20 protein-coding genes and 1 pseudogene are annotated in these 24,023 nt (G+C 47.3%); 8 read left to right on the plus strand and 13 right to left on the minus strand.

Annotated features, from left to right (window positions below; translation table 11 throughout):
• Positions 1-187 (plus strand): annotated as a pseudogene (locus J0895_RS10355) (photosystem II q(b) protein); the annotation flags it as partial.
• A gap of 100 nt (positions 188-287) precedes the next feature.
• Here the strand turns inward: J0895_RS10355 and hpf are convergent.
• Together hpf and J0895_RS10365 are read right to left on the minus strand one after the other, a co-directional pair.
• Positions 288-929: a ribosome hibernation-promoting factor, HPF/YfiA family gene (hpf, locus tag J0895_RS10360; protein WP_207088023.1), complete on the minus strand. Its 642-nt coding sequence runs from the start codon at positions 927-929 to the stop codon at positions 288-290.
• Positions 930-1,149: 220 nt separating this feature from the next.
• The gene (locus J0895_RS10365) at positions 1,150-1,290 is read right to left on the minus strand and encodes a hypothetical protein (protein ID WP_207088024.1); all 141 of its coding nucleotides are present in this window, start codon (positions 1,288-1,290) and stop codon (positions 1,150-1,152) included.
• A gap of 422 nt (positions 1,291-1,712) precedes the next feature.
• Here J0895_RS10365 and lipB point away from each other — a divergent pair, with 422 nt between their 5' ends.
• The 4 genes from lipB (at position 1,713) to J0895_RS10385 (ending at position 5,684) form a co-directional block, all read left to right on the plus strand.
• Positions 1,713-2,429: a lipoyl(octanoyl) transferase LipB gene (gene lipB / locus J0895_RS10370; RefSeq protein ID WP_207088025.1), complete on the plus strand. Its 717-nt coding sequence runs from the start codon at positions 1,713-1,715 to the stop codon at positions 2,427-2,429.
• A 353-nt stretch (positions 2,430-2,782) separates the two neighbouring features.
• Entirely contained in the window at positions 2,783-3,145 is a 363-nt protein-coding gene (locus J0895_RS10375) for a hypothetical protein (RefSeq protein ID WP_207088026.1), read from the plus strand.
• Between the two features lie 462 nt (positions 3,146-3,607).
• Complete coding sequence (locus J0895_RS10380) at positions 3,608-4,789, plus strand: FtsX-like permease family protein (RefSeq protein ID WP_207088027.1); 1,182 nt, start codon at positions 3,608-3,610, stop codon at positions 4,787-4,789.
• A gap of 205 nt (positions 4,790-4,994) precedes the next feature.
• Positions 4,995-5,684, plus strand: a complete 690-nt coding sequence (locus tag J0895_RS10385; RefSeq protein WP_242541189.1) for an ABC transporter ATP-binding protein — start codon at positions 4,995-4,997, stop codon at positions 5,682-5,684.
• 230 nt (positions 5,685-5,914) lie between these two features.
• Here J0895_RS10385 and J0895_RS10390 read toward each other — a convergent pair whose 3' ends face one another.
• Positions 5,915-7,465 carry a hypothetical protein gene (locus tag J0895_RS10390; protein ID WP_207088029.1) on the minus strand — a complete coding sequence of 517 codons (1,551 nt, stop codon included), beginning with the start codon at positions 7,463-7,465 and terminating at the stop codon, positions 5,915-5,917.
• A 1,692-nt stretch (positions 7,466-9,157) separates the two neighbouring features.
• Here J0895_RS10390 and J0895_RS10395 point away from each other — a divergent pair.
• Entirely contained in the window at positions 9,158-10,162 is a 1,005-nt protein-coding gene (locus tag J0895_RS10395) for an RNA polymerase sigma factor, RpoD/SigA family (RefSeq protein ID WP_277989817.1), read from the plus strand.
• Positions 10,163-10,535: 373 nt separating this feature from the next.
• On the opposite strand, the gene J0895_RS10400 is transcribed toward J0895_RS10395, so the two are convergent.
• Positions 10,536-12,113, minus strand: coding sequence for a phospholipase D-like domain-containing protein (locus J0895_RS10400; protein WP_242541188.1), 1,578 nt, complete (start codon positions 12,111-12,113; stop codon positions 10,536-10,538).
• A gap of 556 nt (positions 12,114-12,669) precedes the next feature.
• Between J0895_RS10400 and J0895_RS10405 the strand changes: the two genes are divergently transcribed.
• On the plus strand, positions 12,670-13,071 hold the full coding sequence (locus J0895_RS10405; protein ID WP_207088031.1) for a DUF7682 family zinc-binding protein: 402 nt from the start codon (positions 12,670-12,672) through the stop codon (positions 13,069-13,071).
• 204 nt (positions 13,072-13,275) lie between these two features.
• Positions 13,276-14,454, plus strand: a complete 1,179-nt coding sequence (locus J0895_RS10410) for a cysteine desulfurase family protein (protein WP_207088032.1) — start codon at positions 13,276-13,278, stop codon at positions 14,452-14,454.
• Positions 14,455-14,891: 437 nt separating this feature from the next.
• Here J0895_RS10410 and cydB read toward each other — a convergent pair whose 3' ends face one another.
• From cydB to J0895_RS10455, 9 genes are all read right to left on the minus strand, one after another.
• On the minus strand, positions 14,892-15,902 hold the full coding sequence (cydB, locus tag J0895_RS10415; protein ID WP_207088033.1) for a cytochrome d ubiquinol oxidase subunit II: 1,011 nt from the start codon (positions 15,900-15,902) through the stop codon (positions 14,892-14,894).
• Between the two features lie 8 nt (positions 15,903-15,910).
• A complete protein-coding gene (locus J0895_RS10420; protein WP_207088034.1) occupies positions 15,911-17,353 on the minus strand; it encodes a cytochrome ubiquinol oxidase subunit I in 1,443 nt (480 codons plus the stop codon).
• A 238-nt stretch (positions 17,354-17,591) separates the two neighbouring features.
• The gene (locus J0895_RS10425) at positions 17,592-17,879 is read right to left on the minus strand and encodes a hypothetical protein (protein ID WP_207088035.1); all 288 of its coding nucleotides are present in this window, start codon (positions 17,877-17,879) and stop codon (positions 17,592-17,594) included.
• 63 nt (positions 17,880-17,942) lie between these two features.
• Positions 17,943-19,496 carry a bifunctional aminoglycoside phosphotransferase/ATP-binding protein gene (locus J0895_RS10430; protein ID WP_207088036.1) on the minus strand — a complete coding sequence of 518 codons (1,554 nt, stop codon included), beginning with the start codon at positions 19,494-19,496 and terminating at the stop codon, positions 17,943-17,945.
• Positions 19,497-19,576: 80 nt separating this feature from the next.
• Positions 19,577-20,563: an adenosine kinase gene (locus J0895_RS10435; protein WP_207088037.1), complete on the minus strand. Its 987-nt coding sequence runs from the start codon at positions 20,561-20,563 to the stop codon at positions 19,577-19,579.
• A 256-nt stretch (positions 20,564-20,819) separates the two neighbouring features.
• Complete coding sequence (locus J0895_RS10440) at positions 20,820-21,431, minus strand: 50S ribosomal protein L25/general stress protein Ctc (RefSeq protein WP_207088038.1); 612 nt, start codon at positions 21,429-21,431, stop codon at positions 20,820-20,822.
• Positions 21,432-21,551: 120 nt separating this feature from the next.
• Complete coding sequence (locus J0895_RS10445) at positions 21,552-21,914, minus strand: hypothetical protein (RefSeq protein ID WP_207088039.1); 363 nt, start codon at positions 21,912-21,914, stop codon at positions 21,552-21,554.
• A gap of 210 nt (positions 21,915-22,124) precedes the next feature.
• Positions 22,125-22,349 (minus strand): hypothetical protein, encoded by a 225-nt coding sequence (locus J0895_RS10450; RefSeq protein ID WP_207088040.1) that lies wholly within the window; start codon positions 22,347-22,349, stop codon positions 22,125-22,127.
• Between the two features lie 203 nt (positions 22,350-22,552).
• Complete coding sequence (locus tag J0895_RS10455) at positions 22,553-23,881, minus strand: adenylosuccinate synthase (RefSeq protein ID WP_207088041.1); 1,329 nt, start codon at positions 23,879-23,881, stop codon at positions 22,553-22,555.
• Between the last annotated feature and the right edge of the window lie 142 nt (positions 23,882-24,023).

A 24,023-nucleotide genomic window follows, 5' to 3' on the forward strand; every position in this document is an offset into this window, starting at 1 on the left:
ATTTAACTTCAACCAGTCCATCATTGACTCTACGGGTCGTGTGGTCAATACCTGGGCTGATGTGATTAACCGGGCTAACCTGGGTATGGAAGTGATGCACGAGCGTAATGCTCACAACTTCCCCCTTGATTTGGCTGCTGGCGAAGCGACTCCGGTTGCTTTGACTGCTCCTTCTATCAATGGTTAATCTCAGAAAAGAATAAAAAAGCGCCTCCAATTTGGGGGCGCTTTTTATTTGGGGCTAGACAGAGTTCTGACAACCGATCAAAGAACCAATCTAAGGGAGGTCATACTTTGGCCGGGTTAGATTTGCTGGTGGTAGCGTTTGTTTTGCCGTTTTTGGTGTGACCATTGCCATTGCGGGGTTGCAGAACGCCGTAACCGCCGTGGTTGCGTTCGTAAATCACATTAATTTCACCGCTGTCGGCATTGCGGAACATATAGAAGTCGTGATCCACGAGTTGCAGTTGTTCCAAGGCATCGAGAACACTCATCGGAGGCATGGCAAAATATTTGGTTCGCACCACTTCCTCGGGAAGTTCTGGGGTGCGATCGCCAATGAGGTCCTCGACCAGGGGTTGCTCTTCGAGAAGCGTTTCATTAAGCGTGTCTGGCGCTTGAATTTTCTGAGTGTGACGTTTTTCTTTGTACTTACGCAATTGGCGAGCGATTTTATCAGCGACTAAATCGATGCTTGCGTACAGATTTTCACTGCTCTCTTCAGCGCGAATGATCGTACCATTTGCAAAAATGGTTACTTCAGCAGTTTGTTTAGAATTGTTCCGAGGATTTTTGGCCACAGATAGATGGACATCTACTTGTGTGGTCAAGTTTTGAAAGTGACTCACTGCTTTTTCAACCTTTTGGTTGACGTACTCGCGAATGGCCTCGGTTATTTCAATATTTTTGCCGTGGATAACAAGCTTCATAATCAATCTTCCCACTGAAGACTCCATCGTATTAATGGTTTAGATATTAGGGTTTGGAGGGATGATAAAAAAAGCGAAATATGCATATCTCCATGCCCAATTTCTAATAATAGACGGAGGGAAAGCGGGGCGGGTAATGCCGCTTTCCTAACATTAGTTCTTTTGCCCGTTTTTGGCGTTTCGCTCGCTTAAGAACGGAGCCAAAACTTATCAAGGTTGACTACCCTTGAAAGGGTGGAATTACTCTGCCCTGAGTTGCCCATAAATTACGGCAGATCTTTGAGGCATCGCGGTTGGGAAATGGGTTGGGCGATCGCCCTTCAGTCACCGGAGTCACATGGGACTGTGGATCACTCGTCATCAACTGCGATGGTACGAGCTTCAAAGTCTGATGTGCCAGTTGGTCAGCAGGTTCTGTCGATAATGAAGATGATTATAGCAATCAAGACCCAAAATTGTAAGTCTTGGAGACTTGAGTGGAAGGGTTCCAGAAATCCTGTCCTCGGGGACAAGGCCACTTAGGGTACTGGATTAGTCAACTAAATGGTCTTCTGCGTTTTATAATAGATGGCTTTTGGGAAACCCCTCCTGTGCTGTAATTCAACTCCTTACCTTTCAGACTACCACCTTGTATTGAGAATTACACCGAATTTTGTCATCTCTTTAAAATTCGTTGCAATACGTTACGGAATGACAATCCAGTTAGCCTGGGCTATAGTAGTTATCCGGATTTCCACCCTGATTTTTGCCTAATTTTCTGCCAAAAACCCCTTGCTTTTTTGGATGATATATAGTAGTAGTCTAGCCAATGCTTTTGAAACCCGTTCCCCTCGTCGGCGTTGTGGGTTCTACAATCTCGATCGCCTCCCCTATCGGGACGCTTGGACCTGGCAGCAGTCTCTGGTGGCTGCCCGACGGTCAAATCCAGAGTTAGAGGATGTCTTGATTTTGCTGGAACATCCTCCGGTTTATACCCTGGGAAAAGGGGCGAGTTTAGAATTTCTCAAGTTTGACCCCACCTGTAGCGATGTGGAACTGCATCGGGTGGAGCGTGGGGGTGAGGTCACTTATCATTGTCCGGGTCAAATCGTGGGTTACCCGATTTTGAATCTGCGATATTACCAGACGGACTTGCACTGGTATTTGCGGCAGCTTGAAGAGGTGATTCTTCAGGTGTTGGCTGAGTATGGCTTAAAGGGCGATCGCCTGACGGGGTTGACCGGAGTTTGGCTGGAGGGGCGAAAAATAGCGGCGATCGGGATTAAAGTCAGTCGATGGATTACGATGCACGGTTTTGCGCTGAATGTTTGCCCGGATTTAAAAGGATTTGAACAAATAGTCCCTTGTGGGATTGCCAACAAACCCGTGGGTAGTTTGGCTGAATTTGTAGAGGGGATTAACCCTGATCGGGTGCGCCAGCAAATCGCCACAGCGTTTGCCGATATCTTTGCCGTTGAATTGAGTGAGTTAAAATTGCCTACACAGGCCGAGCAGATTTAAGCGCGATCGCCATAGAATCAGTGCGATCGCTCAGTTTAGGGTGCATCAACATCAAAAACTCAGAGGGGATAAGCATTTGAAGCATTTATCCTGCCAGTTCGAGGCGGCTTGATCGCCAATGCCAGGGTATCCGGTGAGCGATCTCCGGTTCCCCAGTGTCTGATTGATAGCGCTTTAAAGATTAAAAAAGGATAAAGAATCGAAAATCGGCTCAATCCTGCATTCAGAGGTCGATCAGATCGCAGCCTGGATTGTCGCCATCCTCTCTTGAGAAACTCTCCCATCAGCTTGATTGCACATCCGCGCACCCCGTTGGGGGTAAGCGCGGGAATTTTAACATCCCTTCCCCAATTATGAGTTCATCTACCAACTCCAGGGATCCCTTTCTTACCCAACTGATTGAATTTAGTAAAAAGGCAACAGTCTCCAAACCATCAAGAAAGTGGCGGCGTTTTTTATCAAGCAAAATTGAAGCCCTATCAGACTTAGGAGCGATCGCCAGATCCGATTTTACCGCCAATTCCTGTGATTTCTCCACCGGGACAGCCGAACCCTTGTCTGCCCTAAAAGAACGAGATACTCAAGCCTTAGCCGAACTATTCGAGGACGAAGAGATCGAAGCCATCCAAGCCGATGTTCTTCTTTGTTTGAGCTTCTTGTCTCCCGCACCCTGTTGGGACGAGCAAGCTTTTGAGTTTTTAAAAGAATTCCTTTAACCCTCGGATTTTTTGCGTTATAATAGCAAGATAAAGCATCAAATCAACCCCAAACCCGATTAGCAACCAGGGCGATCGTCAATGGATCGCCCTGGTTGCTAATTCATACATTCTCCACAGCCAAAAGCAATGTCCTTTCCCAAAGCTTGTCCCCACTCCGAACAACCGATTCAATTGAAAACACTGAAGGTCACTTCACCCTGAGACAGAAGGATTGAGTAACACTTGCTCCAGTTCACGACTACAATAACAAACAATCCGAGGGATTTCTAAATCATCAACCCTTAAAAAAATAGCCACTTTACCCTAAATCGGCTTAACCCCACGGGAACAAAGAAGGAGAAATTTAGAATCCTCCATTCACTATTTACCGAGAAAATTTCTCTATTTTCTCTTTCCATCCCCCATCCCCGGTTACCAAACCCCCATTACCTAACCCTTGTTTATCATCATTCTTTTGATATGCCTTCAATAGCCCGAAAAAACCTATTTGAAGATCTCCCACGCTTTCTCGTCGCCCAAGCAGGCATCATGTTTGCGGTGAGTTTGATTACCATTCAAACTGGAATCTTTAAAGGGGTCATGCGCTCAACAGCCTTACTGGTGGACTATTCTCCAGCGGATATTTGGGTCAGTTCCCAGGATATGGAAACCTTAGAAATGACCCTGCATATGCCCTACAAGCGATTGAGCGAGGCTCAAGAAGTGGAAGGGGTCGCCCAAGCGGAAGCGCTGATCGTCCAGGGGACCTTGTGGCGAGATTCAACGGGGCATATCAACCATGTCCGGGTGTTTGGATTTGACCCAGATGGCGAACTCTTTGTACCGGGACAGATTGTCCGAGGCAGCGATCGCGACCTCCACAGACCCTACACCATGTTTGTGGATGAAGCGAGCTTTGATACCCTGAAGGTGTCATGGCTGGGGGACAAAGTGGAAGTCGGGGCATTTTCCGCCACGGTTGTGGGATTCACCCATGACACTCAATCGATTGTGGCGAGTCCCTATATTTTCGCTTCTTTAGATAATGCCAATGCCTTCACGACGACTCGTCCCAGTGAAGAGGCGGCTTCTGAAGTCCAAGAGGATCCAGAACCCTTAACAGAGGATGACCCGATCACCTATATTTTGGTGAAAGCTGAACCGGGACAAAATTTGCAGGAACTCAAAGAGAGACTACAAGAGGCATTGCCCTATACCCGCGCTTATACTCAGGAAGAAATGGCCCAACTCAACCGCGTTTATTGGCAAGATCGGACGGGAATTGGCTTTGTGCTGAGTTTGGGGGCCGGGGTGGGGGTGATGGTCGGGATGGTGGTTGTTGGACAGATTCTGTACGCTTCTGTCTCGGATCACATCAAAGAATTTGGCACCCTGAAGGCGATGGGGGCCTCCCAGAGCGTGATTTATGGGGTGATTATTGAACAGGCGCTGTGGATGGCTGTGTTAGGATACCTGCCAGGAATGATGCTGTGTTGGGGGATCCAATCATGGGCGCTGGCGGCCCAGGGATTGACTATTCTGATTTCACCGGGGACTGCTGTTGGGGTATTTGGGATTACGGTGGTGATGTGTGTATCTTCTGCAATTTTTGCCATTCAGAAAATTAACCGAGTCGATCCAGCGATTGTTTTTAAAGCCTAGGTTGCAATTCTTGGGGAGATTGGTCATAATTACTCAGACCGATCGGGGGATGACGATTTTAAAAGTGGCACAAACAATTAGACTAGGGTGATGGACGAGTGCCAGAATGCGATCGGGCATCCTCTTAACTTATAAATCTATGAGAAATCTCTCCACTCAGGTGATTGCACCCTCGTTAGCTGCATCAACAGCGGCATCGACAACAATGGGCGCGATTAAAGCTAGAGGCGTCAAGATGGTCTTCGAGTCTGGTTCCGAGGAGTTTCATGCCCTTAAAGGGATTGATTTGGAAGTCCGTCCCGGAGATATTCAACTTTTGATGGGACCATCGGGTTCGGGCAAAACGACCTTGCTCTCAATTTTGGCTGGGATGCTAACCCCAACAGCGGGAACGGTTAAATTACTCGGCGAAGAAATTACCTGGATGTCCCGGGCTGAATTATCCCGGTTTCGCCGAGATAATATTGGCTTTATTTTTCAAGGTTTTAATTTATTTCCGGCACTCACGGCGACGGAAAATGTGGAAGTGGCGCTGAATTTGAAAGGAATTCGGGGACGCAATGCTCACCTCGAAGCGCAGCATCTTCTGGAACAAGTGGGTTTGGGAGAGAAAGTTAATCAGTTGCCTCGGGATTTATCCGGTGGACAAAAACAACGGGTGGCGATCGCCCGTGCTTTGGCAGGTCATCCCCAGTTAATTATGGCCGATGAACCCACGGCAGCTCTAGATTCTCATAGTGGTCATGCCGTTATCGAACTGCTTCGCAAATTGGCAAAAGAAGGGGGTAGCACGGTCTTAATGGTCACTCACGATCCGCGCATTCTGGATGTGGCCGATCGCATTCTCTATCTCGAAGATGGGGAATTACAAAAGCCCCCTTCAGATTTAAGTTAGGTTTGATAGCGAGTCTTACAGCAATTGAGCCATTACACTGATGGAGTGGGAGCATCTTGCTCCCTACGACTCTAAGGGAGCCAGATGCTCCCACTCCTCAATTCTATGAGGCTCAGACTGCTACAAACAATGCGCTAGAGGGCATCTAAATCAGATATCTCGATAGAATTTAGAATTCAGCAAAGGGAGCAAAATGCTCCCTTTGCTTTTGCCGTTATTTTATCCCAAATTCACACAATTTTTGAGAAATTATTCACAATTTTTGAGAAATTCTTAACCACCCAATAGATTAAAAAACCCACCCAAACTGTCCAGACTGGAATTAAGGCTAACAAAGTCTCTTGAGAGAACCATTGATTCAAGAAGTTACCCTGTATGCGATCTGTTGAAACCGTGGGTTCGGGACCGACTTGAATCTGGGTTTCGGTTCCTGAAAATCCAACTTGAATGCCTACTCTGGTATTTTCTTCGGGATTATAAGGGACAAGTGCGAGGGTGTCAAGTTTTTGAATCTCTAAATCCTCGGATGTTTCTCCCATTAAAAAATCGTTTTGTGATATTTGGAGTGATTGCCTTGCCATCCGAATCTGACCGGCGATCGCAGTAGACTCATAGACCTTTGTATCTGTAGCCGTTTGTGCTCTTTGCCTGCGGTAAAATCGCACATCTTCCACATTTAGATTACCTGGTATCCATTGAGGCGAGGGTGACGGAACGATCGCCGCGATCGCTGCTTGTTCTCTCAAGGTTAAAGTTAGCCGTTTTTCCTCGGGAATCCAGGTAAATTCTAAGGGAGTATCGAGGTTGGGGCGACTACTCCCGGACTGAAGTTCGGTAATTTGATATCCTCTTAAACGAACAAGCAACGGCTGATTGCCCAAGTCGAGTTCTAGCACATTGGGACGAATCGCTGGTTGCAAGACAAGATGGAGACGACCGCGATCATAACTCAACTGTTCGACTAAGGTATGTTGTCTTAACCATAAGCGTCTGAGCGTCAGTTCACTGCGGCGATCGGCTTCAACGGGCGTGATTTCCCATTCACTCTCGGCAGTGGGCAGATCAACGGTGAGGCTGGATAACTGATTCAATCGCGGATCATTGGCATTCTCAAATCGTCCGGTTAAAGTGAAGTTTTGTTCCCCGGCGATCGCCATCTGACGCAACCCGCTTATCCCTTCAAATAAAACAACACTTTGGGGTGATTCTCCATATCTAAAGCTGAGTTCTTCTACCAGAATACTGCCTTCAAAGGGATGGGGAAAGGGGAGGAATGTTACCAAGGGAAGGACGGCTAGGCACAGGGCAATTAATGCGATCGCCCGATAGAACTCTTGAGGCAGTCTCCCGGGTTGCTTCCGGGGCGGATCCTCCGGCGGAATTGACTGTAGCCTGGGTTTAGAAATGCCTGACTTGCCAATGGAATTTCCCAAGGCTGGAACGGTACGGGCCAGTGTTGGCAAATGGGTAATATACCAGACAATCAATTCAATCAGATGGATCAACAACCAGAAGCCTTGAAAGGCGAATTGCCACATCCCCAGCAGTAGCCATTTGAAGGGGAAGAGTAAAATCATGAAATTTCTCTGGGCGATCGCTTCCTTGACTTGCATGAGCGATCGCTGTATCCACATCCGGAGTTCTGAAAATGCCCACAGCAACAATTCAATTAGCTGAATCCCCAGCCAAAACAGGTTAACTAGCAGGTTCCAGATGACCACAAGAACCCACCGACCGAATTCCTGTAACCCCTTAAAAATTAGTTGAACGCTTGGTTTCACAAATGGTTGAAGGCTTTGATTGCTTTAAGACAAGAGCATCATACCATTTTAGATTTTTTAATCGGGCTTGAGGCGATCGTCACGTCACCGCCGACACCCCACCCTAACCAGGACCAAGACACAGGTCCGGGAACCGTCGCTGCTCTTAAGCTTAAAAAACCTACTCTTGTAAGCCCCAAACCGATGGCGGCCCCCCTTCGACCCTTCGACCCTTCGACCCTTCGACCCGCTCAGGGCTCAGGGCTCAGGGTTCAGGGCTCAGGGAGAGGGGTTCGGGGTCAGGGTTCTGAAATCTGCTATATTGCCCAAAATCTGCCTCAGAAACCCAGGGTGACTGCCTCCATACGCTCTGTACCCACAGGCGATCGCAAAGGCTAGAGAGTTCAGACAGCCGATCATCCACTTGAGTTGCGACTTTGGAATGCTCGTTTTCGGAAAATCTATGCCAATAGATAGAGGTTATTTTCTGCGTTTTCCTATGGTTTTCGTCCCTGAAGGGGATTGATAAATTTTTCTTTTGATTCACAAGTATTTTGGATGAATTATATCATTTTAGTTGATGGCGATCGGTGTAGTTTTTTCGGGAGAAACTGGGTAAACTCATGTATAGAGAGTTTCTCACGCGATTAACTCTCCAGAAGGACGTTTTATCCAAAGGAATGCAGGTGTTTATAAGCTGATGCAAGAGTTTGAGCTCGCCAGGAGAAATCACGGGTTCTATCTTTGAGACTGATGCTTCTATCAAGAGGCTTTGGGTGCAAAAATCAATCCGCGATCGCCTTACCCATAGTTTTTTCTCTACCCCTGGTGAGTATTTTTGCTGATTGCCAAAATTGTATTATTGTTGTAGCATAGGTAGAGGGGCTTGCCCCTAACGAAGGAACACCACAAGGAACATCACTCTGTAGAGAGATAGAGATGCTCTTTGAGTGAACCCTAAACCTTCAAACCCAGTCCAAAAGGAAAGGAGACTCATCCAGTCACAGCGGGACGCATTTGCGAAAAAGCTAGAAGTAAAGTTTTTCTAAAAAATTTATCCCATTGCCTACTCCCGCAGCAGGATTCAGGTCAAGAAAGGTAGGTGGTAAACTCAGGGTACTAAGTAGCAAGCTCTCTCATTCAGTGGGGAAACCCCCCTCTTACTCGGGTTTAAAAGTACGGAGATTGCCCTATTGAAGACGCTGTTAAAGGCGAGTGAAATAGTGCACGATCTGTAAATAGAGGAGAATATCGTGGAAGTAAATTGGTACAAAAGACCTAAAACTAGAAACGCGATCCTAGGGTATTTAACGGTTAATGCCTATCCCCTAGTTTCTAATTTGAAATCTAAAATCCCTCTTCTTTCACTTCCCTTAGATTGAATCTCTCAAATCCTCGTTGACCCGGGAAACGGGAATATTAAGGAAACTTTAAGGTGACTAGGACTGACTCTAATCTCAATAACCCTTTACTCAATTGTAGATCTGACATAAGATAGAAGAAGTCAAAATCATAACGACTTTGAGTTGACTAGGCATCACCCCCGGTCTGGTGCAGCGGAAAAGCCCCCCCGAACAGGCATCTGTAAGGCCCTGACCCAAATCGCGAGGAGGATGTAACCCAGTCAGTGAGACCAAACCGCGAAATGCTACCCGTTGAGTGGGGCGAGTGCTTGCTACGCATAAGAATGTATTTCGTTTGGAGAACTGCAAAATGCCCACAATCAAATCTCGGCCAACGACTGTTAAGCAAACTTATATGGGCGCACGACAAAGCGATTCTACTGATACCATTCGTTCGTATTTACATGAAATTGGTCGTGTGCCGTTGCTGACCCACGAGCAAGAAATTGTCTTTGGGAAGCAAGTGCAGCAACTGATGGCGTTTTTGGAAGCCAAAGAAGCGCTAGAGAAGAAGCTCAAACGCGAACCTACGGAAGAAGAATGGGCCGAGGGGGTTGGACAAAGCGTCAGTGATCTCAAGAACTTGGTAAAAATCGGTCGGCGATCCAAGCAAAAGATGATTGAAGCGAACCTGCGCCTGGTGGTGGCGATCGCCAAGAAATACCAGAAGCGCAACCTAGAATTCTTGGACTTGATCCAAGAAGGAACCCTCGGATTAGAGCGGGGTGTAGAGAAATTCGACCCGATGCGGGGATATAAATTCTCCACCTACGCCTACTGGTGGATTCGTCAGGCGATTACCCGGGCGATCGCCCAACAAGCGCGGACCATCCGCCTGCCGATTCACATCACCGAAAAACTCAACAAAATCAAGAAAGTGCAACGGGAACTCACCCAAAGCTTAGGGCGGAGTCCTTCCCCGTCGGAGATTGGCGAAGCACTGGATTTAGAACCGGCACAGATTCGGGAATATCTCTTAATGGCACGTCAGCCCGTTTCCCTGGATCTGCGAGTGGGAGATAACCAAGACACCGAACTGCAAGACCTCTTAGAGGACGCAGACGCTTCTCCGGAAAATTACATCACCCAAGAACTACTGCGGGAAGACTTAGAAAGCCTTTTGGCCGAACTAACCACTCAGCAGCGCGATGTGATTATTTTGCGATTTGGCCTGAAAGATGGGCGGGAATTGTCCCTTGCCAAAGTCGGTGAAAAGCTCAGTCTGAGCCGGGAACGAGTGCGTCAGCTAGAACATCAAGCTCTCGCTCACCTACGACGCAGACGAGCGAATGTCCAAGAGTATTTAGCCAGCTAACCTATGGCTAATAGCAATAGGCTATTGGCGTTGAAGATGCGGGAGGGGATCGATTGAAGGTCCCCTTCCGTTTTTTTGGTCATTGGTCATTGGTCATTGGTTATTGGTCATTGGTTATTGGTCATTGGTTGTTGGTCATTGGTCATTGGTTATTGGTCATTGGTTGTTGGTCATTGGTCATTGGTCATTGGTCCCCTTCGACAAGCTCAGGGCAAGATTGGTCATTGGTCATTGGTCATTGGTCATTGGTCATTGGTCATTGGGGACTTACAAGGGTATGTTTTTTAAGTTCAAGGTGATTTACTTTATTATTAATTGCACGGACGGTCCCCTCCCCTTGGCAAGGGGAGGGTTAGGGTGGGGTCCACTCCCCTTAAAAGGTGACCCGATCGCGCAAGCGTTCTGATAGAGTGGGACCAATTCCGGAGACCCGTTGCAAATCCTCCACTGAGGTGAATGGTTGCTGCTGCCTGGTGGCAATCATCCGAGAGGCTAAAGCCGGACCAATTCCGGGTAACTCCTCTAACTCCTGCTGAGTGGCGCGATTCACATTGATTCGGGCCGATGGAGATAATGCGGGAACCGGAGTGGGTGAGCCACATTGCTGAATCTGTTGTTCGATTCTGGCCTCAATATGGCTGGGTAAACCCAAACGAGCCGTGTTATAAAGTCGTTCAAACTCTCGCCTAAAATGGGCTGCGACGATGGGAGAGTCAATGACCAATAGGGTCTCATCATTGCGAGAATTAGCGGCGGCGGACCAGTTATGAGACCCGGTGATCACGGTGCGATCGTCCAAGAGGGCAAATTTATGATGAAGGCGATCGCCCGGAGGTAACTGGGGAACGCCTACCGTATCCAGGGGAGTAGACCAAGGTTGGTTACCCTGATCATACTGACAATTTTGATTGGGTAAAGCCACCCCCATCATGTCCAACCCTTCGCTATAACTGCGATAGGCAAAACTGGCATCAATAAGCGCACGGACTTGGACCCCAGTCTGATGACGAGCATAAAGAGTATCGCTTAACTGCTGTTTTGAGAAGACAAACAGGGCCAGGTCCACGGATTGAGTCGCTTGGTTCAACGTATTGGCGATCGCCCCATTGACACTCTGGGCCCAAGGAACTCGCGCCCCCGTCGGAGCAAATTGCACCCCCACCGAACTCGCCCCCAAATTCACCCACTGCTTCGGGCGAAATGATTTTTGGACTCCAAAGAGACTATCCGACTCACCGCCTGGGCCATCCCCCCACATTAAGTTAAACTCTTGTTGAAATAAACCGGCTAATTCCGAACTCGATATTTTGAGTAAATTATTGGGATTACCGCGACTGGTGGGAGAGAGAAAATCTCCGTGGATGTCACTGGTGGTAAAATTGGCCGAAGTGACGATTACCATGCGACCATCGGCGATCGCAAATTTATGGTGCATCAACCCACTGCCTTTGGAACCATCTGCCGTATCGTCAATCGTCGGCACCCCAGCATTTTTAAAAATGATTAAAGCATCCCCCTGGACGATTTCCTCCGAACTGAGAGAACCATCCTGGTTGCGATCAATCAGGTGACGCCACTCCTCATACCGCGCTTTGTTGCGTTCATCCAGACGGGCGACTTGCTGCGGTGTCAACTCACTGAGGGCTTGATTATAGGTATTTTCCAAAATCACCCGGACCCTGACACCGGATTGATGCTTCTGTGCGAGGGCCTGAGCAATCTTAGGCAACTGCAACTCTTGAACTGCCACCTCCACTGTGGATGTGGCACCATTGATGGTATCCACAATCAACTGTTCCAAATCATCCCCCGGTCGAGTGATGCCTCGGTAAGGTTCTGAGTAATCCAGGACCGGATTCTGGTTAAAATAAACCTCCACAAACGGATCTTGGGGTAGGGGAGGGAGTCGATGCAGTGTGGGTTGAATTTCTTCTTTGCAACCGCTTACCATCAGGCCCAGAATCGCTACAAACACTGACCACGGAAGGGCCCAGAATCGCGGAGGTTGTGGAGTTTTTCGTAGGATCAGCAGTAGAAGCATAAGACCCGACTAGAGAGAATTAGGAGAATTGGGAGAACGCAGACAGAAGACTTGAGGAAAAAGTGTCGGTGGAGAGTCGCGAGTGCTAACGCATGGTAGAATTGCGATCTGTTGAAAAAGATTTGTCCATCGTCTTCGCCCTCTTTGTCCGGCATCATAGCATTCAGGATGGGTTATTCTGCCCTTTCGAGGGGAGGATCCACGTCAACAAATTTTTAAGGGTTCAATTCAGCAGTTGAACCGGCAGGGATTTAGTTGACTTAACGGATGTCTGGTGATGGCATGGAAATATGGTCGAAATTAGGTTTCGGCTCGGGGATTAGGGTAACATCAGATCTATTGCTGACTGAGGAAGTTCGTGCAACAAGAAACAGTTGGCATGGACCAGAGGCTATGGGTTGAGGATAAGCTCTCATCACGAGTTGAAGTTGGAGGTTTGGGCCAAACAAACCAACACCAGTGTTTTATGCCGAGAAGAAAAAGAACCTTTCCATGCGGTCACAAGGGTTATGGTCAAGTTTGTCACCGTTGCGCTCAAGATCAAGAGGCCCAGGAGCAAGCGGTACGTTCGCTGGCGGAAAAACGACAGCAAAAAATGGACTGGGAAGCCAGTTTTAACCATGACCCCATTGATTTGAGAGAGTTACCGGATTACGTGGTTCACAAAGCCCGGAATATTATCGAGGGGCTCCGCGAACGCCGTAATTATCGAGAGTTTGGCGGAAAGCGTCTCCGTCACAATCGCTGCATTATCAGTATCCCGGTTACCCGAAACTATCGGATGATCTGCCGAGAGGAGGGGAATGTCACGATTCCTGAATCGGTATTGTCACACGAAGATTACAATGTGTGCAAGCCGGGGAGTTAAGGGTGCTGAGTGAATGGAGTGTGAATTGTCGATCGCACTGATGAAAAGATTGATAAACTGCTTAGATGGCGATCGCCAGTTCTCTGGGGTTATTAGCGTGAAGCTTTAAGACCGATGGAGAGGCGATCGCTCCCTCCGTCGCTGCTGGATGAAGGCTCACGAGAGATTAGCCCTGTAGCGGCTTATCCTCAAGCTCAGTAACTCATGCAGATCTATTTAGATTACAGCGCAACCACACCGACTCGACCTCCTGCGATCGCCGCCATGCAAGATGCCCTCACCCAGAATTGGGGGAATCCTTCGAGTATCCATGAATGGGGGCAAAGAGCTGCAACGGTGGTGGAAAAGGCTCGAATGCAGGTCTGTAGTCTCATCAATGCACAGGCGGATTCGCTGATTTTTACCGCAGGCGGAACGGAAGCGGACAACCTGGCTATCATCGGGGTGACTCGTCACTACCCAACCCCGCAGCATCTGATTATTTCTGAGGTGGAACATTCTGCTGTCAGTAAAACCGTAGAGTTGCTAGAGCAGTGGGGATGGCAGGTGACGCGGTTGCCGGTCGATCGCCTGGGAAGCGTGAATCCCGAGGACTTGAAATCTGCCCTACGCTCAAATACGGTGTTGGTGTCGGTGATTTATGGACAGAGTGAAGTGGGAACGGTGCAACCGATTCAAGAATTGGGGGCGATCGCTCGCGCGGCAGGGGTGTTATTTCATGTGGATGGGGTGCAGCTTGTCGGGCGATCGCCGGTGAATGTGCAAGAATTGCCGGTGGATCTGCTCTCCTTATCTAGTCATAAAATTTATGGTCCTCAAGGGGCGGGGGCGCTGTATGTCCGGGAAGGGTTGGAATTGGTGCCGTTGCTGACGGGAGGGGGACAAGAATCAAATCGGCGATCGGGGACTCAGGCGGTCCCGGCGATCGCTGGGTTTGGGGTGGCAGCAGAATTAGCGATGGAAGAAATGCCAACGGAGACCCCGAGATTAATCCAATTGCGCGATCGCCTTTTCGACTTATTAGCGGATACCCCGGAACTCGTCCCCACCGGCGATCGGCTGCATCGCTTACCGCACCATGTTAGTTTCTGTCTGCGGGAGGATGCTCACCATCGAGGGAGTCAACCCATCTCCGGCAGGGCGATCGTCCGGCAAATGAACCTCGCCGGAATCGCCATCAGTTCTGGATCCGCCTGTAGTAGCGGCAAACTCAACCCCAGTCCCGTCCTATTAGCAATGGGATACAGTCCCACCGAAGCCACCGCAGGCCTGCGCCTCACCCTAGGACGACAAACCACCGCAGCAGATATCGACTGGACAGCAATGGTCCTCAAGCAAGTTTTAGCCCGACTAATGCCCGAATTAGCCTTAGCTAGACTTTAATTTCCCGTCTTATTTTCTGTGCCTTTTTAGAAGAAAATATTATTCTGTGGCACTCTGAAAACAGGTTAGAAACCGGGTTTCTACCAGAGTTTTTTCCGCCCTTTCACAAATTGGGACAGAAACCCGGTTTCTGGAGTCTGGGGTGGGGTTTAGAAACCGGGTTTCTACCAGAGTTTTTGCCGCCGTTTCACAAATTGGGACAGAAACTGGGTTTCTGGAGTCTGGGGTGGGGTTTAGAAACCGGGTTTCATCTGTATTTGTAGGGGCGCAAGCATTGCGCCCCTACAAGAAGTTTTTATAGACATTTAAATACCGTATGTAGTATGAGAAAAATTAGAAACCGGGTTATTGCTCACAACCCGGTTTCTGGGTGGTTGGGGTCCAAAATATATTAGAAACTCAGTTTTTGAGTTGTAAGGGTAAGCAATCCTGACCTACTATTCATAAGATCCCCCGGTGACTTTGCCTCGGAATACAACATATTGATAGAGGTTGTAAAACAACATCACGGGAATCAGCGCCCCTATCATCACAATCATAATCACTAACGAACTCGGATCTGCCGCTGCTTCATAGATGGTGATTTTTGAAGGAATGATATAGGGAAACACCACAAGGGCCAAGCCCAAAAACGTTAAGACAAAAAGCAGAATTGTCCAAATAAATGGCATTCTTTCCTGTTTGCGATCCAAGCTTTTCAGCAATAGCCAAATTAACAGCACACCCAGTAAAGGAATCAGAGCAAACACATAAACTTGGGGTCCTTCAAACAAGCGCGTTCTGGCTTGTTCATAAAAAATTGGGGTGACAATGGTAATCAAAACTGCGCCGATTAAAGTCGTTATGGATGCTATTTTTGCCGTCTTATAGTGGGTTTCCTGGAGTTCTCCCGTAGTTTTCCAAATCAGATAAGTTGATCCAATTAGTACATAGCCTTGAATTAAAGTTAAGGCAACTAGAATGGATTGCCAACTCAACCAGTCCCAAGTGCTGCCAATAAAATGGCCATTGCTATCGACTTCAATACCTTTCAAGACAGCACCCAAGGCAAATCCTTGACCGAGTGCGGCGAGAAAACTACCGCCACCAAAGGCCAAATTCCACAATAATTTTCGGTTAGATTGCTCTCGAAACTCAAAGGCAACACCCCGAAAAATAAACCCAAATAGCATCACAAAAATGGGAATATAAAGCGCGCTAAGAATGGTGGCATACGCTACGGGGAATCCCCCAAATAAACCACCTCCCATCAAAATCAGCCAAGTTTCATTGGCATCCCAAATATTGCTCAAGCTCGTCATGAGAATTCCGCGTCTGTCTTCCGATGAAGCCGTCAGAGATAAAATTCCGACCCCTAAATCGAACCCGTCCAACATGACGTAAAGAAACAGGAATAGGGCTAATATTCCAAACCAAACTAGGGGTAAAAAATAACTGAGTGTCTCCACGATCGCTCCTATTGTTTTGTTTCGACAGGTCGTTCATTGGGTAGAAATTCTGCCGGTTTTGTGTCCATCGCCGGTTGCGGTTCTATCCCAGGAATAGGTAAGTCAAACCGGGGTCCGCGACGAATAATCCGGCTGCCAAAATAGAGGACACAGAAGAATAAAATGCTGTAGACGATCGCAAACCCAGTTAAGGTCGTTAAAACATTACTCGCCGGGAGATTAGAAACCGAATCAACAGTGCGGATTTGTCCATATAAGGTCCAGGGTTGCCTCCCCACACAGCGCACAATCCATCCCGATTCAATGGCAATATATCCCAAGGGGGCGGCAAAAATCCAGCTTCCCATTAACCACCTTTGTTGGCTAATATTTTCTGGAGAAAGTTTCCCGCGCATCCATTGCAGGGCGGAAATTAGCATTAAACCGGCTAAAAAGAACCCGATGGCAATCATGGTCCGAAATGCATAGTAGATTAACCCGACTAAATGGGGTCGGTCCTCCGGTTTCCATTCGTTCAGTCCTTTGACAGGAAGGGTGAGTTCTTTTTTAAATTCCAGAATGTATCCCAAGGCATTGGGAACTGTAATTTCCCAGTCATTTTTCTGGGCTTTTTCATTCGGAAATGCCACTAAACTCCAATCGCCCCCTTGTCCAGCCGGAATGGTTTCCCATTGCGCTTCCATTGCGGCTAATTTGGCCGGTTGATAGTGATAGACTTGTTCACCGCTTAAATGGCCGATATAGAGTTGTAACGGTGCCACGGCGATCGCCGCTGCCAACACAATTTTAAACGACTTGCTAAAAAATTCATGATGGCGATTTTTAAGAATGTACCAGGCGCTAATTCCTCCAATCACAAACAGCGAGGTTTCCAGGGTGGCAAAAAACATATGCAGCACGCTGTTCACCATGAAGGGATTCGTAATCGCTTCAAAATAATCTCGAACTATGAATTTTCCATCCACTAATTCTCCTCCGGCAGGGGTTTGCATCCAGGAGTTGGCAGTTAATATCCAAAATGTGGATAAATTGGACCCGATCGCCACTAAAATAGTAGCCAAATAGTGAATCCCTGAATTCACCCGTTCCCAACCAAACACCATAATCCCTAAAAATGCCGCTTCTAGCATAAACGCCCAGGATGCTTCAAACCCAATGACGCTGCCAAAAAAATTGCCCACCGCTTCAGAAAACGGTGCCCAGTTTGTTCCAAATTGAAATCCCATCGGAATCCCCGATGACACCCCAATTCCAAAATTTAGGACAAATAATTTTGACCAAAATCGGGCATGGTAATAGTAGTCTTTATTGCGCGTTTTTAGCCAGATTCCCTCGACAATTACGAGATAAATTGACATCCCGGTAGTCAGAACCGGCCACAGCATATGAAAAATAGCTGTCAGCGCAAACTGCATTCGCGATAACACTAACGTATCGGATAGAAAATCCACAATTTAACCTCCTTCAAACTGTCATTGAAGTTTAACAAATTTGTGTAAAATAAAATGTTACACAAATAACATTTTTATTCATTTTAATGGGTAAATCTAAAAGTTATAATGAAGAGAGGTACAAAAATATTCCCCCTAAAGAGGGTGTCTTTGTATTATGTATTAGACAAAGTCAAGCCAGATTAGGCATAGAGGCCATAGATCCGGTCAAGACCCCATTAAGAAGAACCGTAATCTTTTATCTTTTAAAATCTGGATTTTCCTTGATTTTAGAGCGTTGCTCAGTCACATAAGCCAAGGTTTTTTGGGCATCAGAGGCCGGGGTTTGCTCGGGGATATCTGTAATATGCCACCAAGCATAGATGAGTCCTGCTGCTCCCCCTCCAACTACCCCAAATAAAATACTCACAGCGGTTGAATACCCCAAAAAGCCAAACATAACCATGAAAAATATCCACATTTTAACCCCAAAAGAAATGCCTTTTTCTTTGGGTGATTTGGGATGTTTTTTGACAGTTGCTGTCACTTTTTTTTTTGCCAGTTTGCCATATATTTTCTCCGAATTGTGAGGGGTAAAAAATGGGCAAAATTAGGGATTGATTTGGGTGATAAGTGGTTTTAATTGGGCCTCGATATCGCCGGTAGTGTCGAGGGATGTAAGGTATGGAAGTTCTTTCTCACAAAACGGTTCGGCAGTTTGTTGCTGGCTGTCGAGGAGATCTGCAGTGGCATCGGCAATATCTCCTTGGCGGTGATTGAGCCGATCGCACAAGACGGCGATCGCAGCGGTACAATGCAAAATCTCCAAAGGCAATCCGCTGTCTCTAGCGGCACCGATCGCCTCTTCCCTCAACCCTTGCCGGTCATATTTGGCATCCAAAATCACCGTCCATCCCTCACTTGCTACCATTATCCCCAATTCTAACAATCGAGCATAAGTCTGGGCGGTCATTTCTGGGCTGTATATCTCATCACCCCCTTTGGACTGCAGGGAAATCCCTGCCAAATGCTTGCGGACTGCATCTGATCGGATGTGAATCGCCCCAGTCGCCCTAGCTAACTGTCGGGCGATCGTACTTTTTCCCGAACCGGATAAACCGGACATTAAAATTAATCGCCCTTGGCGAGGTTGTGTGTACTGCCATGCTACTTGATAATAATGGGCTGCAGTTCCCCTTGCTTCTTCCTTCTCATCCTCGGCAATGTTAGCATCGTCCAACATCAACGAGGTCACTTTAGCTCGGACATACGCCTGCCGACTTAAGTATAATTGGAGCACTTGCAACCCTTGCCAGTCGCCGGTTTGTTCCAAATAAGTATTTAAAAACCCGTTGGCGAGGTCCTGTCGTCCCCTAGCTTCCATATCCATGACGGCAAAACCAATATCATACATAACATCCACAAACCGAAAGGCTTCGTTAAATTCAATGCGATCGAACAGCACAATCTGATTATCCCACAGGGCAATATTTTTAAAATGCAAATCCCCGTGACATTCGCGAATTTTATCCAGTTGCATTCGCTGCTCAAACTGAGAAGATCGTTCCGCAAAAAAACAGTCGCTGTAGGCTTTGGTTTCCTCAAATTGCTGGCGGGTTTGGGGTCCATCGATATAAAGTTGGGATTGCTTGTAATTATTATCGATCGCCACCCGGATTTTAGCCACCTCCCCAAAACTTTTAATATAGTCATTCGTCGGCGTTTGCCGATGAAACTCAGCCACAACTTGGCCTAATTGTTCCATCTGCTCTTGGGTGAGTTGACCCTGCTCAAATTGATGAATTAATAACGCCTCTTGAGGAAACTGCCGCATTTTTAAAGCATATTCAACGGATTCACCATTCCCATTCAGTTCCAATCCACTGCCTTGTTTAGTGACTGCCACGACTTCCAGATACATCTGGGGTGCAATCTGTCGGTTTAAGCGCAACTCTTCATCGCAAAAATGATGGCGTTTTTCCAGGGTAGAGTAATCTAAAAAGCCAAAATTAACCGATTTTTTGACTTTATAAACATAATCTCCCGTCAACAGAATAAACGAGGCATGGGTTTGCATCAAGGTGACGGGTTCTTGCACCGGATGGGGATAAAAGTCTCCCTGCATCATCTGGGCGATCGCCTGGGGAAGTCTGGACTGACTCATGTTGTCCTCCATTGTGATCAATTCGGCTCCCGGAAAGCGGAAGGATGAATTTTACCACTTCATCCTTCCTGCTTTTGCTATTATCCGGCGATGAGCGATCGCGTCTCTTCTTTCAATAACCGAGGTCCGTAGGTGGTGACAATTCGCCCTGCTGCTTTAGCCGCTAATTTTCCTGCTTCTGCATCACTCATTCCATGAGTAATCCCATACAAAAAGGCTCCGGCATACATATCTCCAGCGCCTACGGTATCGATCGCCTGGACGGAAATCGCCGGAATTTCGATAAGTTTTTCTCCATCAAAAATGATAGACCCTTTCGCACCCAGGGTAATCGCAAAGCGTTTGGAAAGAGTTTTTAAATGGGTGACGGCCCCATCCAGGCTTTCGGTTTCAGCCATTGTTAAGGCTTCACTTTCGTTGGCAAAGATAAAATCAAGTCCGGGTCCAATCATATCTAACAAACCCGGTTTAAAGAATTTCACCATATTGATATCCGAGAGAGACAGGGCAGTTTTTACTCCCGATTGACTGGCGATTTCTCGGGCTTTAATGGCAGCCGTTTGTCCGGTGGGGGAACTAACGAGATACCCTTCAATGTAGAGATATTCCGATGCAGCAATTGCATCAGGAACCAGTTCCGTTGTGCCAAAACTGCCGGTAATGCCTAAATAAGTATTCATGGTGCGATCGGCATCCGGGGTGACGAACACCAGACATTTTCCCGTTACCCCTGACGGTCGAGTTTGATGTTGTAAGTTGGTCTCTACGCCATTGCGGAGGAGGTCTTCCAGATAGAAAGTGCCGGTTTCATCATGGGCAACTTTACAGGAATAAAAGCCTTTACCCCCGAATTGGCTGACTGCGATAATGGTATTAGCTGCTGAACCGCCACAGGTTTTTTTACAAGGGCGATCGCTGAATTGTTCAAGAATGGAATGATGCCGATCTTCCTCAATTAAGGTCATCACTCCTTTTTCGATTTGCATCTGGGCCATGAGTTCCGGGGATATTTCATATTCCATATCCACCAAGGCATTGCCGATGCCATAAACGTGATAATTGCTCATGAACTTGTTAGTTTTTAGGACGATAAGAGAACATAAATTTTGGCTTAAACCGACAGATACAAAGCCAAAAGGAAAAAGGCAACAGGGAGTAACCTGCCTGCCTTTTTCCTTCTATAAAATCAGAGGTTGGATTGTAGGAACCCCGAGAAAGGATGCGATCGCCCCTGGTATCCCTGCCGCCACGGATAAAACCGTTGCCTTTGGCAAGGAGTTTTTACTCCCAGGGACCGGCAGAGGATCACAGACTAGAATCTAACTATACAGTGGCTCCTTCCTCAGCACCCTCTTCGCTAGTGGCTTTCTCGCTATTTCTGGACTGGAGAATCGCCAAAACCGTGCGCTCGCCCTCAACGTGAGCCGTTACTCCTTCCGATAAGGGGAGTTCATGAACTTGTAAGGAATCCCCAAGTTTGAGGTGCGTAATATCAATTTCAATAGAATCGGGGATATTGTCCCGGGTACATTGGATCGGGAGTTCCGTCATCATGATATCTAAGACACCCCCTTCCTGGGTGACCCCGTATGGTTCTCCCACCAAATGTAGCGGCACAACCAAATCCAAGCTGGTCCCTGCCGACACCGCAAAAAAGCTGATGTGGTAAACCGAGGTTGATTTCCAAGGATGAGTCTGAACTTCTCTGAGGATGGTTTTGCCCTTCCAGGAAAGATCGGGGATATTGAGATCCACCAAGGTATTGTTCACTGAGGCTTCTTTGAGCAATTTCTCAGCGACTTTGGCGGGAATCGTCAGGCTAATGGATTCCTTGCCTTGATGACCATACAGGGACGCCGGAATCAATCCTGACCGTCGCAGGGCCTTGGGTTTGCTTCCTTCGTGGCGTTTTTGGCATTCAACGATGACTGTCATGTTAGGTGTTACTCGTTAGGGGTTAGCGATTAAAGATGGATCGGACGTTGTTCACGGTCTAACCAGAGGGTCCGGGAAAACGCTGCAATCTCCTATTCTATCAACAGCGGGGACAGATATTCAAGCCCGTTGGAGATATTGGTAGGTTTCGTTTTCCACACAGCGGCGTAATTCATGCAGTTTTTTCAGGGGATAGGTCAGTTTTTGATATTCCTCTTTGGACGGAGAATCTCCCAATTTTTCAATGATTTTTTCACTTTCTAGGATAATGGCATCCCGCAGAAAATACTTGAGAATCTGGCGATTTTCTGGATCTAGTTTAATCAACAGCAGTTCTTCTTTCTCTTCTTCTATGTTAATCAGTGTCGGTTGAGATTTACCTATCCTGGAAAAGTTCGTATGAGCCAACCACTCAAAAAAATCTTCGGTCATCTCTATCGTATGTGGTTCTTGCCCTTCTGTATAAAAGCTGACATCTAACATTAGCTTTCCTCCTGGGATTCTGATTCCATAAACTCGCTTTCGGGAACATTTTCAGCCCAAGCTATTTGCGCTTTATCCAATAATTGTTTTGCATTAGTTGAAATGCGTCCGGTTGTCAACACTGCAATGATCGTCCCTTTATTAATGATTTTCTACGCTTCTCCTGGATCAATAGTTTTTTTAGTCTTGATTTCGATGTAGGGCATCGCTCTATCCATTAAATTGTCTGTTAATACCCCTAATTATTTCTTTGACGCTGGGAGCCTGCTCTGGATTAATCACCAAAATATCGCCATTTGGGTCGTTTCCCGTTGTTCTTTGACAGGGAATATTTTCTTTTTCTAATTGTTGGATCACCCAAGTAATCAAATTTTTGTGAACGGTCAATTTATGAATCATTCTATCTTCATCAGTATCCCATCTTTGATTGGTCATTTTTGTAATTTACCTTTGAAATTTAAAAAATATTGTCAATATATGGAACCGATCAAGACATGAAACCAATGTTACTCGGGTGAAATGGTGGTCTTGATCGCCAAAGAATTAGAATCTGGAGAATTGCCCTGAAGAGAAAAAGGGGGACGGCCCCCCTTTTAATGTATTTTAAATCGTCAGGATTCAGGATGTCAAACCTGAGCTTAGACGGGAGTGCCGTTGGCATCCAAAAGACCGCGTTTGGGTCCGTGGATGGGGTCTTCAACGATGATGGTTTGGTCACGACTGGCGCCAATGGAGACCACGGCGATCGGGGCTGCCATCAATTCGGCTAAATATTTGAGGTAGTCTAGGGCTTGCTTGGGTAAGTCTTCCAAAGTCCGACAGTTCATGGTGGATTGCTGCCAACCGGGAAGGGTTTCATAAATGGGTGTACACCGAGCAAACAGACGGGAACTGTTGGGGAAATTATCGCAGCGAGTGCCATCAATTTCGTAGGCAACGCAGACTTTGATTTCGTCGAGTTCGTCTAAGACATCGAGTTTGGTAATGGCGAGACAGTCGATGCCGTTAATGCGGACTGCATAGCGACCGATGACGGCATCAAACCAGCCACAGCGACGTTTTCGCCCCGTTGTGGTCCCGAATTCTGCACCGCGATCGCACAGAATATCTCCAATTCCCTCGGTCATTTCCGTGGGGAAAGGCCCTTCACCCACCCGCGTGGTATAAGCTTTCGCCACTCCAATCACGCGATCGATCATCGTCGGCCCGACTCCGGCTCCCACACAGGCCCCACCCGCTACCGGGTTGGACGAGGTGACATAAGGGTAAGTCCCATGATCGAGGTCCAGCAGGGTCCCTTGCGCCCCTTCAAATAAAATATTGCGCCGTTCAAGAACGGCGTCATAAATTTTCAGGGAGGCATCCACCACATGAGGACGTAGACGTTGAGCGTATTGCTCGTACTCATCGATCACGGCCTCCGGATCCAGCGGCGGCAGATCGTACAATTTCTCCAAAATCACGTTTTTATAGTTAATCGTCCAGTTGAGTTGCTTGCGTAGCCCCTCGGGATCGATTAAATCTAAAATGCGAATCCCAATCCGTTCAGATTTATCGGCATAAGTCGGGCCAATTCCGCGCCCGGTTGTGCCGATTTTGTGGTTTCCCCGACGCTCCTCCGATGCCAGATCGATGAGGCGATGGTACGGCATCGTGACATGAGCCGTCTGGGAAATCATGAGGTTCTGGGTAGAAATATTGAGCGCTTCGAGGCGATCGAGTTCTTCAATTAAAGTTTTTGGATCGATTACCGTTCCCGAACCAATGATACATTCGGTTTCTGGATAAAGGATACCAGAGGGAATCAGGTGCAGTTTGAAGGTTTGGTCCTTGACTACTACCGTGTGACCGGCGTTGACCCCCCCTTGGTAACGGACTACAACATCTGCCGATTTGCTCAACAGATCAGTAACTTTGCCTTTTCCTTCATCGCCCCATTGGGCACCGATTACAACGACGTTAGCCAAGGGTCTTTTTCGCTAAAGTTTACACAATCGACAATTATCTCCAGATACCGTACCACTTGTCAAATTAATTTTTGTTAAATTTTCCGTTTCCAAAAAATCACACTAAAATATAACCTAAAGGGCTTGACTCGGAGTGCATCTT

This window comes from Phormidium pseudopriestleyi FRX01 (assembly GCF_017313335.1).
Lineage (GTDB): Bacteria > Cyanobacteriota > Cyanobacteriia > Cyanobacteriales > Laspinemataceae > Laspinema > Laspinema pseudopriestleyi.